Raw genomic sequence first — 14,472 nt, 5'->3', positions numbered from 1 at the left:
GGGGGGAAAGTTGTGCCTGTTTTGACCCGTAAGCGAGTTTGTCAGCAATCTCAAATGCCGGAGATGTTCTCCGGCACTTTTATGTCAGTTAAGGCGTTTATTGCCAGATGCGGCGTGAACGCCTTATCTGGCCTACGAACCCGTGCAAAGCTGAACCGTAGGCCAGTCATAGTGTTTAACGCTTTTTACCCATTGCCGCTGCCAGCGCATCCATCATCGCACTGTTACCGGCTGTCTGCGCTTCACGACCGCGCGGTTTGGCTGCCGGGCGGTTGTTTTGCGGGCGATCGTTACCGCTGCCGCGACGGGCGTTGGTTTCACCTGGCTGCTCGTCCAGACGCATGGTCAGGGCGATACGTTTACGCTGAAGATCGACTTCCAGCACTTTCACCTTCACAATGTCGCCCGCTTTCACCACGGTATGCGGATCTTCCACAAACTTGTTCGACAATGAAGAGATGTGAACCAGGCCGTCCTGATGCACCCCGATATCGACAAACGCGCCAAAGTTAGTGACGTTGGTGACTGCGCCTTCGAGGATCATGCCCGGTTGCAGATCGTTCATTGTCTCGACGCCATCGGCAAACTGAGCGGTTTTAAATTCCGGACGCGGGTCGCGACCCGGTTTTTCCAGCTCTTTGATGATGTCGGTTACCGTCGGCACACCGAATTTCTCATCGGTAAAGTCAGACGCTTTCAGGTTACGCAGTTCGCTGCTATTACCCATCAGATCTTTCAGCGCCTGCTGTGTTGCCGCCAGAATGCGTTCAACCACCGGATAGGCTTCCGGGTGAACGGTAGAAGCATCCAGCGGGTTATCGCCGTGGTTAATTCTCAGGAAGCCCGCGCATTGCTCGAAGGCTTTCGGCCCCAGACGGCTGACTTTTAACAGTTGCTGACGGTTCTGGAACTGACCGTTCTCGTCACGCCAGGCAACTATGTTTTGCGCCATCATGCGCGTCAGACCCGCCACGCGGGTTAACAGCGGAACGGAAGCGGTGTTGAGATCAACGCCAACGGCGTTAACGCAGTCTTCCACCACTGCGTCCAGTTTGCGAGCCAGCTGCGTCTGGCTAACATCATGCTGATACTGACCCACGCCGATAGATTTCGGATCGATTTTCACCAGTTCTGCCAGCGGATCCTGCAAACGACGGGCGATAGACACTGCGCCACGCAGCGAAACATCGAGCTCCGGGAACTCCTGCGCTGCCAGCTCGGAAGCCGAGTAAACCGATGCGCCTGCTTCGCTGACGATCACTTTCTGCGCCGTTACTTTCGGGAACTGCTTCTGTACGTCGAGATAGAAACGCTCGGTTTCGCGGGAAGCCGTACCGTTACCAATTGCGACCAGTTCAACGTTATGTTTTTCACACAGCGCAGCAACGGTCATCGCTGCTTTTGCGGCTTGCCCGGTGTGCGGATAAATGGTGTCGGTCGCCACCAGCTTGCCAGTTGCATCGACCACCGCGACTTTTACCCCGGTGCGCAGACCCGGATCGAGCCCCATCGTCGCACGCAGTCCAGCGGGGGCTGCCATCAGCAGATCGTGCAGGTTACGGGCAAAGACGTTAATCGCTTCATCTTCCGCACGTTCGCGCACGGTGCCCATCAGTTCGGTTTCCAGGTGCATCAGTACCTTGATGCGCCACGTCCAGCTCACCACGCCTTTACGCCAGCTATCCGCCTGGGCATTGTTCAGGCGCAGGCCGAGATGATCCATGATGATTTGCTCGCAATAGCTCTCTTTCGGCGGCTCATCGAACTGTGGATCGGCATTCAGCGAAAGCTGGAGTATGCCTTCGTTACGACCACGAAACATCGCCAGTGCGCGGTGAGAAGGCACCGTTGACAGCGGTTCGTGATGATCGAAATAGTCGCGGAATTTTGCCCCTTCCTCTTCTTTACCGCTCACCACCGTAGAAACCAAATGCGCGTTCTTCCACAGATAATCACGGACTTTCGCCAGGAGAGCGGCATCTTCGGCAAAACGTTCCATCAGAATGTAGCGCGCGCCGTCCAGCGCGGCTTTGGTATCTGCCACGCCTTTATCGGCATCAACATATTGTGCGGCGGCGACTTCCGGCGTATGTGACGGATCGTTCCACAGCAGGTCAGCCAACGGCTCAAGACCTGCTTCAATGGCGATTTGCCCACGGGTGCGACGTTTAGGTTTGTAGGGCAGATAGAGGTCTTCAAGTTCGGTTTTGCTTAAGGTGGCGTTGATGGCATTCGCCAGCTCATCGGTGAGTTTACCTTGCTCAGAAATGGACTTGAGGATCGCCTGACGTCTCTCTTCCAGCTCGCGCAGGTAGCTCAGACGCGTTTCCAGATTACGCAACTGCGTGTCATCCAGACCGCCGGTGATTTCCTTACGATAACGTGCGATAAACGGCACGGTATTCCCTTCGTCAAGCAGGCGAACGGCGGCTTCAACCTGTTCCGGGCGCGCCTGAATTTCACCCGCAATAATGCGGCAGAACGAATCATTCATCATGGTTTGAGTTCATCTTTTCGGATCAAAAATCAGGGGATAGTTATACGGACTGGCTGGCAAAAATGCCAGCCAAAGGCTGGAGGTTAAGACTCTTCCTTACGGTTTCACGTACTCGATGGCATTAACATACCAGCTCGCTTCCCCGGCAGGCGTATTCACCACCGCCAGATCGCCCACTTCTTTTTTCAGCAATGCGCGAGCCATCGGGGAATCGATAGAGATGTAATCTTTACGACCAAAAATTTCATCGTAGCCGACAATTCTAAAACGGTGAGTCACGCCATCGTCGTTTTCAATCTCTACCCAAGCGCCAAAGAAGACCTTGCCTTCCTGCTGCGGGGAATAATCGACGATTTTGAGATTTTCCATGCACTTAGTGAGATAGCGCACGCGACGGTCGATTTCACGCAGGCGCTTTTTATTATACTGATAGTCAGCATTTTCACTGCGGTCGCCCAGACTTGCAGCCCAGGTCACCTTTTTTGTGACCTCCGGGCGTTCTTCACGCCAGAGGTAATTTAGCTCTTGTTTGAGTTTTTCATACCCTTCCCGGGTAACCAGGGGCGTTTTCATCTCGTTGATTCCCTTTGTCTGTTTGATAATGCGCACATTGGGTATAACGTGATCATATCAACAGAATCAATAATGTTTCGCCGAATAAATTGTATACTTAAGCTGCTGTTTAATATGCTTTGTAACAATTTAGGCTGAAATTCATACCAGATTTTGCTGGTGACGAACGTAAGCTTTTTTAAGAATACACGCTTACAAATTGTTGCGAACCTTTGGGAGTACAAAGAATGCAAGAGAACTACAAGATTCTGGTGGTCGATGACGACATGCGCCTGCGCGCGCTGCTGGAGCGTTATCTCACCGAACAAGGCTTCCAGGTTCGAAGCGTCGCTAATGCAGAACAGATGGATCGCCTGCTGACTCGTGAATCTTTCCATCTTATGGTACTGGATTTGATGTTACCTGGTGAAGATGGCTTGTCGATTTGCCGACGTCTTCGTAGCCAGAGTAACCCGATGCCGATCATTATGGTGACGGCGAAAGGGGAAGAAGTAGACCGTATCGTTGGCCTGGAGATTGGCGCTGACGACTATATTCCAAAACCGTTTAACCCGCGCGAGCTGCTGGCTCGTATTCGTGCAGTGCTGCGTCGTCAGGCGAACGAACTGCCGGGCGCGCCGTCACAGGAAGAAGCAGTAATTGCTTTTGGTAAGTTCAAACTAAACCTCGGTACGCGTGAAATGTTCCGCGAAGATGAGCCGATGCCGCTCACCAGTGGTGAATTTGCGGTACTGAAGGCGCTGGTCAGCCATCCGCGTGAGCCGCTGTCCCGCGATAAGCTGATGAACCTTGCCCGTGGCCGTGAATATTCTGCAATGGAACGCTCCATCGACGTGCAGATCTCGCGTCTGCGCCGCATGGTGGAAGAAGATCCGGCACATCCACGTTACATTCAGACCGTCTGGGGTCTGGGCTACGTCTTCGTGCCGGACGGTTCTAAAGCATGAGGCGATTGCGCTTCTCGCCACGAAGTTCATTTGCCCGCACGTTATTGCTCATCGTCACCTTGCTGTTTGTCAGCCTGGTGACGACTTATCTGGTGGTGCTGAACTTCGCGATTTTGCCGAGCCTCCAGCAGTTTAATAAAGTCCTCGCTTACGAAGTGCGTATGCTGATGACCGACAAACTGCAACTGGAGGACGGCACGCAGTTGGTTGTGCCTCCCGCTTTCCGTCGGGAGATCTACCGTGAGCTGGGGATCTCTCTCTACTCCAATGAAGCCGCTGAAGAGGCCGGGCTGCGTTGGGCGCAACACTACGAATTCTTAAGCCATCAGATGGCGCAGCAGCTTGGCGGCCCGACGGAAGTCCGCGTCGAGGTCAACAAAAGCTCGCCTGTCGTCTGGCTGAAAACCTGGCTGTCGCCCAATATCTGGGTACGTGTGCCGCTGACCGAAATTCATCAGGGCGATTTCTCCCCGCTGTTCCGCTATACGCTGGCGATAATGCTGTTAGCAATAGGCGGCGCGTGGCTATTTATTCGTATTCAGAACCGACCCTTAGTCGATCTCGAACATGCTGCTTTGCAGGTGGGTAAGGGGATTATTCCGCCGCCGCTGCGTGAATATGGCGCTTCGGAGGTGCGTTCGGTTACCCGCGCCTTCAACCATATGGCGGCAGGCGTTAAGCAACTGGCAGATGATCGCACATTGCTGATGGCAGGGGTAAGCCACGACCTGCGCACGCCGCTGACGCGTATTCGCCTGGCGACTGAGATGATGAGCGAGCAGGATGGCTACCTGGCAGAATCGATCAATAAAGATATCGAAGAGTGCAACGCCATCATTGAGCAATTTATCGACTACCTGCGCACCGGGCAGGAGATGCCGATGGAACTGGCGGATCTTAACGCTGTGCTTGGTGAGGTGATTGCCGCCGAAAGTGGCTATGAGCGGGAAATTGATACCGCGCTTGAGCCGGGCAGCATTGAGGTGAAAATGCACCCTCTGTCGATCAAACGCGCGGTGGCGAATATGGTAGTGAACGCCGCCCGCTACGGCAATGGCTGGATTAAAGTCAGCAGTGGAACGGAGCCGAATCGCGCCTGGTTTCAGGTGGAAGATGACGGCCCAGGTATTGAACCGGAGCAGCGTAAGCACCTGTTCCAGCCGTTTGTCCGTGGTGACAGCGCGCGCACTATCAGTGGCACTGGCTTAGGGCTGGCGATTGTGCAGCGGATTATCGATAACCATAACGGGATGCTGGAACTTGGCACCAGCGAGCGGGGCGGGCTTTCCATTCGCGCCTGGCTGCCATTGCCGGTAACGCGGGCGCAGGGTGCGACAAAAGAAGGGTAAATAAAACGGGAGGCGAAGGTGCCTCCCGTTTTGCTTTCTATAAGATACTGGATAGATATTCTCCAGCTTCAAACCATTACAGCTTCGGACCAGCCGCTACCAGCGCAGCACCCGCAGGGGTGTCGGTATATTTATCGAAGTTGTCGATAAACAGTTTCGCCAGCGTTTCAGCTTTTTCCTGCCATTGTTCCGGAGAGGCGTAAGTGTTACGCGGATCGAGGATCTTCGTGTCAACGCCAGGCAGTTCTGTCGGGATCGCCAGGTTAAACATCGGCAGAGTGAAGGTTTCTGCGTTATCCAGCGAACCATTCAGAATAGCGTCGATAATGGCGCGGGTATCTTTAATGGAGATACGTTTGCCAGTGCCGTTCCAGCCGGTGTTAACCAGATACGCCTGCGCGCCCGCCGCCTGCATACGTTTCACCAGCACTTCTGCGTACTGAGTCGGGTGCAGCGACAGGAACGCCGCGCCGAAGCAGGCGGAGAAGGTTGGCGTCGGTTCGGTGATGCCGCGTTCAGTACCGGCCAGTTTGGCGGTGAAGCCAGAGAGGAAGTGGTACTGAGTTTGATCGGCAGTCAGACGAGAAACCGGCGGCAATACGCCGAAAGCATCTGCGGTCAGGAAGATAACTTTAGTTGCGTGGCCTGCTTTGGAGACCGGCTTAACGATGTTTTCGATATGATAGATCGGATAAGAAACGCGGGTGTTCTCGGTTTTTGAACCATCGTCAAAGTCGATAGTGCCATCTTCACGCACGGTGACGTTTTCCAGCAGCGCATCGCGACGGATAGCGTTGTAGATTTCGGGTTCCGCTTCTTTCGACAGCTTGATGGTTTTCGCGTAGCAGCCGCCTTCGAAGTTAAACACGCCGTCATCGTCCCAGCCGTGTTCGTCATCGCCAATCAGGCGGCGTTTCGGGTCGGTGGAAAGGGTGGTTTTACCGGTGCCGGAAAGGCCGAAGAACACCGCAACATCGCCTTTCTCGCCAACGTTGGCGGAGCAGTGCATGGAGGCAATGCCTTTCAGCGGCAGCAGGTAGTTCATCATCGAGAACATCCCTTTCTTCATTTCGCCGCCGTACCAGGTGCCGCCAATCAGCTGCATGCGCTCGGTCAGGTTAAACGCCACGAAGTTTTCGGAGTTCAGACCCTGTTCTTTCCACTGCGGATTGGTGCACTTCGCGCCGTTCATGACGATAAAATCAGGTTTGAAACCTGCCAGCTCTTCATCGCTTGGGCGAATAAACATGTTTTTGACGAAATGCGCCTGCCAGGCCACTTCGGTGATGAACCGAACGGAAAGACGAGTATCCGGGTTAGCGCCACAGAATGCGTCTACAACGAACAGACGTTTGCCGGAAAGCTGTTTGGTTACCAGGCCTTTCAGATGTTGCCAGGTTTCAGGGGAGAGAGGTTTGTTGTCGTTCTTACCTTTGCCTTTGTCTGCCCACCAGAAGGTATCGCGAGTGGTATCGTCACGGACGATATACTTATCTTTTGGTGAACGGCCGGTGAAGATTCCGGTATCGACGGCAACGGCGCCCAGATTAGTTAACACCCCGCGCTCATAACCGGTCAGGCTCGGATCGAGCTCTTCCTGATACAGCAGGTCGTAGCTTGGGTTGTAAACGATATCATGTACGTCACTGATACCATAAGCCTCGAGTTCTTGCGGGGTCAAACCATTGTTAACGCGCATTTCACTGCTCCTTAGCCAATATGTATTGCCTGAATAGTAAAGTCTTTTTGGGGGTGTTAACCGCGACAAGGCTCATAGATTTACGTATCTGGAGAAATTCATATTTGACAAAACTCCGTGATTCCTGTCACGAAACGGTAGCTATTATCGCAGAAATAGCATTTTAGGTGTGGAAAATGTTCTTAAAAGGTTAAAACTTGGTTTATATGGCGAGAATGTTGCGAGTGTAATCGCATTCCTGAGTGAAATTGATGCAAATTCAACGAGTAAAGTATCGATTCACCACGCTAACTTTTTTTGATTACTTTCTGAGAAAAACAAATTAGTCCAGCCTGGATGCGATAATTACCTCTCCTTTTGATTCTGGATAACCAACATGGAAAACGTTGAGCTTTCACCCGCAACACGCAGGGGAATGGTTGTTACCGGATTACTCCAGGGATTAGTTTGCTACCTGCTGATCTCCTGGCTCGCTGGTAAAAATAACAGTTGGATAGTTTATGGCGTACCTGCGACCGTGGCGCTTTCATCCGTTTTGTTATTTTCTGTAGTGTCCTTCAAACAGAAGCGACTTTGGGGATGGCTGGCGATAGTGTTGATTGCCACTCTTGGGATGAGCGGCTGGCTGAAGTGGCAAATTGATGGCATGAGTCCCTGGAGAGCGGAAAAGGCGCTTTGGGATTTTGGGTGTTATCTGCTGCTGATGGGAATGATGTTGCTGCCGTGGATACAACAGAGTCTGCGTGAGCGTAATGACAGTACCCGCTATAGCTATTTTTACCAGTCGGTATGGCATAACGTACTTATATTATTGGTGATTTTTATCGCTAATGGCCTGACGTGGCTGGTGCTTTTACTGTGGAGTGAGTTGTTTAAACTCGTTGGTATCACGTTTTTTAAAACGCTCTTTTTTGCAACCGACTGGTTTATTTATCTTACGTCAGGTCTGGTTACCGCACTGGCGGTGATCCTCGCGCGGACACAGTTGCGTTTAATCGACTCCATTCAAAAGCTGTTCACGTTAATCGCCACGGGGTTGCTGCCGTTAGTATCATTGCTAACCCTGATGTTTATTATCACCCTGCCGTTTGCGGGCCTGAACGCGATTTCTCGCCACATTTCCGCTGCCGGGTTGCTTTTGACGCTGGCCTTTTTGCAATTGCTCTTAATGTCCATTGTCGGCGATCCGCAAAAAGCGTCACTTCCCTGGACGGGGCCGTTGCGTTGCCTGATTCAAACCGCTCTGCTGGTCGCCCCATTGTATGTGTTCGTCGCCGCCTGGGCGTTATGGCTGCGGGTCGCGCAGTACGGCTGGACTGCCGAACGCTTGCATGGCGTGTTGGCGGTGCTGGTGTTACTGGTGTGGTCGCTGGGATATTTTGTCAGTATTGTCTGGCGTAAAGGGCAAAATCCCCTTGTTCTTCAGGGCAAAGTGAACCTTGCGGTTTCGTTATTGGTGCTGGTGATACTGGTGCTTCTTAATTCGCCGGTACTGGACAGTATGCGCATTAGCGTGAACAGTCATATGGCACGTTATCAGAGCGGCAAAAACACGCCAGACCAGGTAAGTATCTACATGCTCGAACAGAGCGGTCGCTATGGCCGTGCGGCGCTTGAGTCGCTGAAAAGCGATGCCGGGTTTATGAAAGACCCGAAACGCAGACGGGATCTGCTGATGGCGTTTGATGGGAAGCAACATCTTCAGCAGCAGGTATCGGAAAAAGCATTAGCCGATAACGTGTTAATTGCCCCTGGTTCTGGCAAACCGGATGCGACATTCTGGTCGGCCTTAATCAAAGAACGCTATAACGTGATGACCTGTATTGAAAAGGATGCTTGCGTACTGGTCGAGAGAGATCTAAATAGTGATGGTCAGACGGAGCGGCTCCTGTTTGCCTTTAATGATGAAAGAGTCATCGTCTATGGCATTGACCCCACCGGGAAAGAATGGCAAGAGCTCACGATGAGTTTACTTCCGCGCGAAATAACGAAAGAGAAATTACTCACTGCCGCGAAGGAAAGAAAACTGGGAACGAAGCCTAAAACGTGGCGCAATCTTACGGTGGATGGTGAAACGCTGGAGGTGAATTTGAATGAGTGACAACACGCATCTGATTTTTGTCAGATGCGGCGCCTTAGCTGACCCACAATAACTTGCGATTTATACCGTAGGCCTGATAAACGCAGCGCATCAGGCAATTTCGTCATGAAATCCGGCAGAGTTATCTCTGCCGGAAAAACTAATTAATGAACCTGCGGATCTGCCGGAGACGCGTTGTTGCGGATCTCGGCAATATCCATCGCATTGAACAGATAGTGGTTACCGCAGTAATCACAATGCATGTCAATTTCGCCATCTTCCGCCAGGATGCTATCCACTTCTTCATCCGGCAGCGTTTTCAGCGCATCGGCGCAACGTTCACGTGAGCAGGTGCATTTGAACTCCACATCCTGCGGATCGTAAACCGTCACCTCTTCTTCGTGGTACAAACGCCACAACACTTCATTTGCCGGCAAAGTCAGCAACTCTTCGGTTTTGATGGTTTCGGTTAGCGTCGCCAGGTGGTCGAAGTCGTCCTGCTGGGCATTTTGCGCAGGCATTACCTGTAACAACATACCGCCAGCGGCGGGCTTACCATCTACGTTGCCGGTGCGAATAAACAGGCGCGTCGGAAGCTGTTCAGAACGCATAAAGTAATCTTCCAGGCAGGCCGCCAGGGTATCACCTTCCAGACCAACCACGCCCTGATAGCGTTCGCCTTCGCTCGGGGTAATGGTGATCACCACATAACCATTACCGACCAGCGTTTTCAGGTCGGCATTTTCCGGAATTTCGCCCTGTACGCGCGCCACGCCGCGCATCTGCTGGTTGTTGTTACCGTTGATAACCGCCAGATTCATCGGACCGTCGCCTTGCAGCTGTACGGTGATATCACCATCAAACTTCAGCGTAGCGGTTAACAGGCTGGTCGCAACCAGCAGTTCTGCCAGCACGTTTTTAACGGGCTGCGGATAATCGTGATTCTCAAGGATCTGTTGCAGGGTTTCCGAAACGGTTACCAGTTCGCCGCGCACGGCAAAGTTTTCAAACAGATAGCGATGTAATTGGTCATGTTGCGGCATAATCATCTCTCTTGCAGGTGACAGTTATTCACTGTCGCCGTGTTTAAATCGTAACAGGTCGCGGCGCTCTTTTTTGTCCGGGCGTCGATCCGGGTGCGGCATGGTTAAGGCATTAAGTTTACGTGCCAGCGCCATTTTTTCGCGTTTCTCTACACTTTCCGCAGTCTCTTCATACAGCAAGACTGCCTCGCTGGCGGGGCGACGCTGTTCAGTAATCGCCTTTACAATCACCGTTCGTTCGTCATTTCCCTGGCGCAGAGTGAGCGTGGCATTCAGTTCGACGACTTTACTCGGCTTGCTGCGCTGCCCGTTGTAATGCACCTTACCGCCTTCGATCATTTCACGAGCCAGCGCGCGGGTTTTGTAAAAACGGGCGGCCCATAGCCATTTATCCAGTCGAACCTCAACAGCAGGTTTTTCTTTCATGGCGTCTCCTTCACATTAGCGAGGGGATCAGGCGGCGGTAGTCATTCAGTGACGGATGGCGCTGATACTGTTTTTCAGCAATCCCTGAGTCGGGATTAGTGACGCCGAGGCAGTAACGAATACCAAATTGCGCGGCAGCATCGAGAATTGCTTCGCTGTCATCAATAAACAGCGTTCTTTCAGCTTTCAGACCCGTAGCTTCGGCCACCGCATGCCATAACCGCTGATCCTCTTTCGGATAACCAAATGTGTGGGTGGAAAGTAATAAATCAAGGTGTGCGTCAAGACCGGTATGCTCAAGTTTTACCGCCAGGTTGTGCGGATGTGCGTTGGTGAGCAAAATTCGCTGCTTACCGCTGGCTTTAAGTGCCTCAAGAAACGGAATAGTATCTTCACGCAGTACGGCGCGCGGTCCCATCTCGGTGGTCATTGCACAGATATCCAGACCCAGTTGTTCACTCCAGTAATCAAGACAGTACCAGTTTAGCGTATGCTGCACGTCGTGATATTGCTGGCGCATATATTCCATCGCTTCCTGTGGCGTGACCCCGTTTTTCGCGCCCCAGGTTTCAGGCACCAGCTTTTGCCAGAAATAGTTATCGAAGGCGAGGTCGAGCAACGTGCCGTCCATATCCAGCAGAACGGTATCTACGTCCTGCCAGGCAATGTTGATATGCATGAGGGAAATCTCCAGAGTGAAGCCATTTGCGCGACAGGGTAGCATAACCTGCCGCGCAAACGTGTTATTCGATAAGGCTTTCTGAAGGGGTGATCAGTTGTGGATTCAGGCAGCTTTCATAATAGGCCTGAATTTCCATCATGCGAGTACGATGACGGTGATAACGACGCCAGGCCTGTACGCCATTATAGATGGCACTGCCCAGCATCGTCAGCAACAGCAATGTCGTGCCCAGATAGCGCCACAGGCCGGAGCGATCCGGGATGGGGTGCAAGCCGATATGCTGCGTGCCGTTGGCATCGGTAAAAATATTGGTGACGATGCCTTCAGCGTTAAACGGTGTATGCATCAGCATTTGCGCCAGTTTCTGGAAAGCGTTCCACTGTTCTTGCGGCGGGTAGTCGTAAAGTGATGCCGAAGGCCAGGGCTGATCAACAAAATCGCTGCCTTCGTCGCTGACAATCAGGAATCCTCCCGGTGCCGGGCTATTCAGTGATTGCGCGGCTCGCGCCGTTTCATGAGTAATGAATGGTGCTGTGGAGGTTTCCACCAGGTTATCGAGTGATTCCGCGCTCACCGGGCGGAGTAATACATTCACGCCGTCGAGTTTTCCAGCGTTAGCGCGTTTTACCAGTGCGTCCCAGTCCTTACTGTTGCCGAGATTCACCAGCGCATTTTTCAACCGAACACAATCATCTTTGGCAGCACAGAGATCGGCGGTTTTCAGCACGATGTCGCCAAAGTCATCGAGCAGTACCATGCCGGATTTCTGAATTGCTGAACGCAATGTGGCGCTGACGCGAGATTCATCATCCGGTTTCGGGTGCAACTGGCGGTTTACTGCCTCGGTCAGTGCCGTGGCCTTGTTGACCAGTTCAGATTCCGGTAATGGCAATGAACGGGCGTCATTCCAGATGATCTGCGAGCAGTCAAATGGCAAAAACGGTGAATTGGTTTTCGCGCTCCAGGTGCCAGAAGTGCGGATATTACACATCCCTGTACCGCTAAGACGTAAGGTATCGCCTACACGTACTCCGGCATCTGCCAGTTGTTTAACGCTGGTGGCTTCAATGGTCTGCGCGCCTTTCATCCACGAGAGGGTGAATTTCAGCGGCATATCCAGCGGAACCCAGAACAGCAGCATAAACAGCACCAGCAGAGAACCCGCCGCGATAATCGTACTGCGTAGCCAGTGTTGCAGCGGGAAGTTTTTCACTTCGTCATGCAGTGAAAGATAGCGTCCCTGACGTACCACGTGCCGATCAAGATAGATATCGATATCCGTTTGCTGCCCCAGATCCTGCGCAATATAAGGCTGCCAGTGCGCGGGATAGACCAGGTCGATAATACCGAGCGAAATATTGTTGATCTGTTCCTGATCGTTTTCGCCAAACAATCCCCAACGACGCGGCGTACCACGCAGACAGTGGATCTCCCGCAGGGATGATTTTGCCGGTGGCGCAAATAGTCCCCACAGACCTGCGCCCAACAGCAATAACGCGCCGCCAGCCAGCCACGGGACAAATACATCCGGAGTAATCAGGCAGAAAAAGAACATCAGGAAGGAGGCGACAATCAGCAACGCTTCACGCAGCCCACGTGGGCGACTAAGCGCATACTCTTCGTGTGTTTCTTTGCGAATATTGAGCAGTTCGATTTGTTCGCTTTCTTCGCCGCGAATCGACGCCTGCGTTGACGGAACAGGCTGCAACGCATAGCCACGAGTTTCCTGAATGTACTCTTGCAGCGTATGACCGTTGAGAGAAATAACCAGCGGCAGCGAATCGGTATGGATCAGTTCAACGCTATTTTCATCGTTGATGTACTGCTCCCAGAACGGGGGCAGGTGGACTTCCACCGAATCGAGATAATAACGCCATTTGTTAGGATCGTCGGTTGAAATGCCATAACGCGTGATGGCATGTGTCAGCATCATGACGTTGTTGCTTTCCGCGTTCAGCGTCAGTGATACGGGGGCCGTGCTGGCGCCCGTCGGACCAGGAACCTGCAAAACCTGCGTCAGGCTGTCGAGATAATTTTCAACGGCGTTACGTTCTTCAGGCATGAGTTTGCGCGTTTGCGCATCAGCGAAGGCGTTAGTCCAGGGCAGTTGACGCCGTCTGGAGCGCACTTTTATCAGCCATCCCGCAAGTAGTGAGCAGGCCAGCAAAGCAGCTATAAAAATTACAATGGTGCTCATGCTTTCCCCATCTTACTTAATTTGTCAGGTGTGATTAGTCGCATCCTGGACACAATATAGGATCCTGCGGTTGGCTATCGGCAAGCGTGGAGTTGAACTTGAGCATCATTAAGCGCATCCCAGTAACCGGTGATCATAGCAAACCCTCTGAGGGCGGAATATCAGCAAATTCCTGGAGTTATTTCAACCTATTGACTTTTAATTTGATTTGAGAATGATTATTTATTAAGTTGCGTAAATGTAAATAACATGCAATTCACATTGCCGAATGCGTGTCCGATATCGCACAATAACTGCTGATTTCACAGCATAGATTCCACGATGAGCAAATCATTACAAAAACCCACCATTCTGAATGTTGAAACTGTAGCCCGTTCCCGATTGTTTACCATCGAAAGCGTGGATCTGGAGTTCAGCAACGGCGTGCGGCGTGTTTATGAACGAATGCGTCCAACCAACCGGGAAGCCGTGATGATTGTGCCGATTGTGGACGATCACCTGATTTTGATCCGCGAATACGCGGTGGGAACTGAATCCTACGAATTAGGTTTTTCGAAAGGATTAATTGATCCCGGTGAAAGTGTTTATGAAGCAGCAAACCGCGAACTCAAAGAAGAAGTGGGATTTGGCGCAAGGGATCTGACTTTTTTGAAGAAACTCAGCATGGCACCGTCTTACTTTTCCAGCAAAATGAATATCGTGGTGGCGCAAGATCTCTACCCTGAATCGCTGGAAGGCGATGAACCAGAGCCACTACCTCAGGTGCGCTGGCCACTGACGCATATGATGGATTTGCTCGAAGATCCTGACTTCAACGAAGCGCGTAATGTCAGCGCGTTGTTTCTGGTGCGCGAGTGGTTGAAGGGGCAGGGACGGTTGTAAATACGTGGAGCTTGCCTGATGCGCTACGCTTATCAGGCCTACGTGGTTCCTGCAATATATTGAGTTTCGACGATTTTGTTGGCTGGATAAGGCGTTC

11 protein-coding genes are annotated in these 14,472 nt (G+C 52.2%); 4 read left to right on the top strand and 7 right to left on the bottom strand.

Annotated elements, in window-relative coordinates:
• Nucleotides 1-175: 175 nt before the first annotated feature.
• Together EQY_RS0106235 and greB are read right to left on the bottom strand one after the other, a co-directional pair.
• The gene (locus tag EQY_RS0106235) at nt 176-2,497 is read right to left on the bottom strand and encodes a Tex family protein (protein ID WP_000980771.1); all 2,322 of its coding nucleotides are present in this window, start codon (nt 2,495-2,497) and stop codon (nt 176-178) included.
• Nucleotides 2,498-2,593: 96 nt separating this feature from the next.
• Nucleotides 2,594-3,070 carry a transcription elongation factor GreB gene (greB, locus tag EQY_RS0106230; protein ID WP_000856744.1) on the bottom strand — a complete coding sequence of 159 codons (477 nt, stop codon included), beginning with the start codon at nt 3,068-3,070 and terminating at the stop codon, nt 2,594-2,596.
• 227 nt (nt 3,071-3,297) lie between these two features.
• Between greB and ompR the strand changes: the two genes are divergently transcribed.
• Together ompR and envZ are read left to right on the top strand one after the other, a co-directional pair.
• Nucleotides 3,298-4,017 carry an osmolarity response regulator transcription factor OmpR gene (gene ompR, locus EQY_RS0106225; protein ID WP_001157751.1) on the top strand — a complete coding sequence of 240 codons (720 nt, stop codon included), beginning with the start codon at nt 3,298-3,300 and terminating at the stop codon, nt 4,015-4,017.
• A complete protein-coding gene (envZ, locus tag EQY_RS0106220) occupies nt 4,014-5,366 on the top strand; it encodes a two-component system sensor histidine kinase EnvZ (protein WP_001253701.1) in 1,353 nt (450 codons plus the stop codon). The genes ompR and envZ overlap by 4 nt, the downstream gene beginning before the upstream one ends.
• Nucleotides 5,367-5,442: 76 nt before the next feature.
• Here the strand turns inward: envZ and pckA are convergent, their stop codons facing one another.
• On the bottom strand, nt 5,443-7,065 hold the full coding sequence (gene pckA / locus EQY_RS0106215; RefSeq protein ID WP_001309803.1) for a phosphoenolpyruvate carboxykinase (ATP): 1,623 nt from the start codon (nt 7,063-7,065) through the stop codon (nt 5,443-5,445).
• A 376-nt stretch (nt 7,066-7,441) separates the two neighbouring features.
• Between pckA and EQY_RS0106205 the strand changes: the two genes are divergently transcribed.
• On the top strand, nt 7,442-9,166 hold the full coding sequence (locus EQY_RS0106205) for a DUF4153 domain-containing protein (protein WP_000432420.1): 1,725 nt from the start codon (nt 7,442-7,444) through the stop codon (nt 9,164-9,166).
• A 143-nt stretch (nt 9,167-9,309) separates the two neighbouring features.
• Here EQY_RS0106205 and hslO read toward each other — a convergent pair whose 3' ends face one another.
• The 4 genes from hslO to igaA all read right to left on the bottom strand — a co-directional run bounded on the left by hslO (nt 9,310) and on the right by igaA (nt 13,493).
• Nucleotides 9,310-10,188, bottom strand: coding sequence for an Hsp33 family molecular chaperone HslO (gene hslO, locus EQY_RS0106200; protein WP_024165248.1), 879 nt, complete (start codon nt 10,186-10,188; stop codon nt 9,310-9,312).
• Between the two features lie 24 nt (nt 10,189-10,212).
• On the bottom strand, nt 10,213-10,614 hold the full coding sequence (gene hslR / locus EQY_RS0106195; protein ID WP_000660493.1) for a ribosome-associated heat shock protein Hsp15: 402 nt from the start codon (nt 10,612-10,614) through the stop codon (nt 10,213-10,215).
• 10 nt (nt 10,615-10,624) lie between these two features.
• Nucleotides 10,625-11,293 carry a GMP/IMP nucleotidase gene (gene yrfG / locus EQY_RS0106190; protein WP_001295168.1) on the bottom strand — a complete coding sequence of 223 codons (669 nt, stop codon included), beginning with the start codon at nt 11,291-11,293 and terminating at the stop codon, nt 10,625-10,627.
• A 64-nt stretch (nt 11,294-11,357) separates the two neighbouring features.
• Nucleotides 11,358-13,493: an intracellular growth attenuator protein IgaA gene (gene igaA, locus EQY_RS0106185; protein ID WP_000104495.1), complete on the bottom strand. Its 2,136-nt coding sequence runs from the start codon at nt 13,491-13,493 to the stop codon at nt 11,358-11,360.
• Between the two features lie 321 nt (nt 13,494-13,814).
• Between igaA and nudE the strand changes: the two genes are divergently transcribed.
• A complete protein-coding gene (gene nudE / locus EQY_RS0106180) occupies nt 13,815-14,375 on the top strand; it encodes an ADP compounds hydrolase NudE (RefSeq protein ID WP_000045734.1) in 561 nt (186 codons plus the stop codon).
• Nucleotides 14,376-14,472: the final 97 nt, after the last annotated feature.

It is taken from the genome of Escherichia sp. TW14182 (assembly GCF_000208525.1).
Lineage (GTDB): Bacteria > Pseudomonadota > Gammaproteobacteria > Enterobacterales > Enterobacteriaceae > Escherichia > Escherichia ruysiae.
This window is presented reverse-complemented; position numbering and strand designations above follow the sequence as displayed.

What these genes read in the sequence shown, in the direction of transcription:
- EQY_RS0106205 (WP_000432420.1), top strand. Translation starts at nt 7,442, where the DNA reads ATGGAAAACGTTGAGCTTTCACCCGCAACACGCAGGGGAATGGTTGTT.
- ompR (WP_001157751.1), top strand. Translation starts at nt 3,298, where the DNA reads ATGCAAGAGAACTACAAGATTCTGGTGGTCGATGACGACATGCGCCTG.
- hslR (WP_000660493.1), bottom strand. Translation starts at nt 10,614, where the DNA reads ATGAAAGAAAAACCTGCTGTTGAGGTTCGACTGGATAAATGGCTATGG.
- nudE (WP_000045734.1), top strand. Translation starts at nt 13,815, where the DNA reads ATGAGCAAATCATTACAAAAACCCACCATTCTGAATGTTGAAACTGTA.
- yrfG (WP_001295168.1), bottom strand. Translation starts at nt 11,293, where the DNA reads ATGCATATCAACATTGCCTGGCAGGACGTAGATACCGTTCTGCTGGAT.
- igaA (WP_000104495.1), bottom strand. Translation starts at nt 13,493, where the DNA reads ATGAGCACCATTGTAATTTTTATAGCTGCTTTGCTGGCCTGCTCACTA.
- envZ (WP_001253701.1), top strand. Translation starts at nt 4,014, where the DNA reads ATGAGGCGATTGCGCTTCTCGCCACGAAGTTCATTTGCCCGCACGTTA.
- hslO (WP_024165248.1), bottom strand. Translation starts at nt 10,188, where the DNA reads ATGCCGCAACATGACCAATTACATCGCTATCTGTTTGAAAACTTTGCC.
- EQY_RS0106235 (WP_000980771.1), bottom strand. Translation starts at nt 2,497, where the DNA reads ATGATGAATGATTCGTTCTGCCGCATTATTGCGGGTGAAATTCAGGCG.
- pckA (WP_001309803.1), bottom strand. Translation starts at nt 7,065, where the DNA reads ATGCGCGTTAACAATGGTTTGACCCCGCAAGAACTCGAGGCTTATGGT.
- greB (WP_000856744.1), bottom strand. Translation starts at nt 3,070, where the DNA reads ATGAAAACGCCCCTGGTTACCCGGGAAGGGTATGAAAAACTCAAACAA.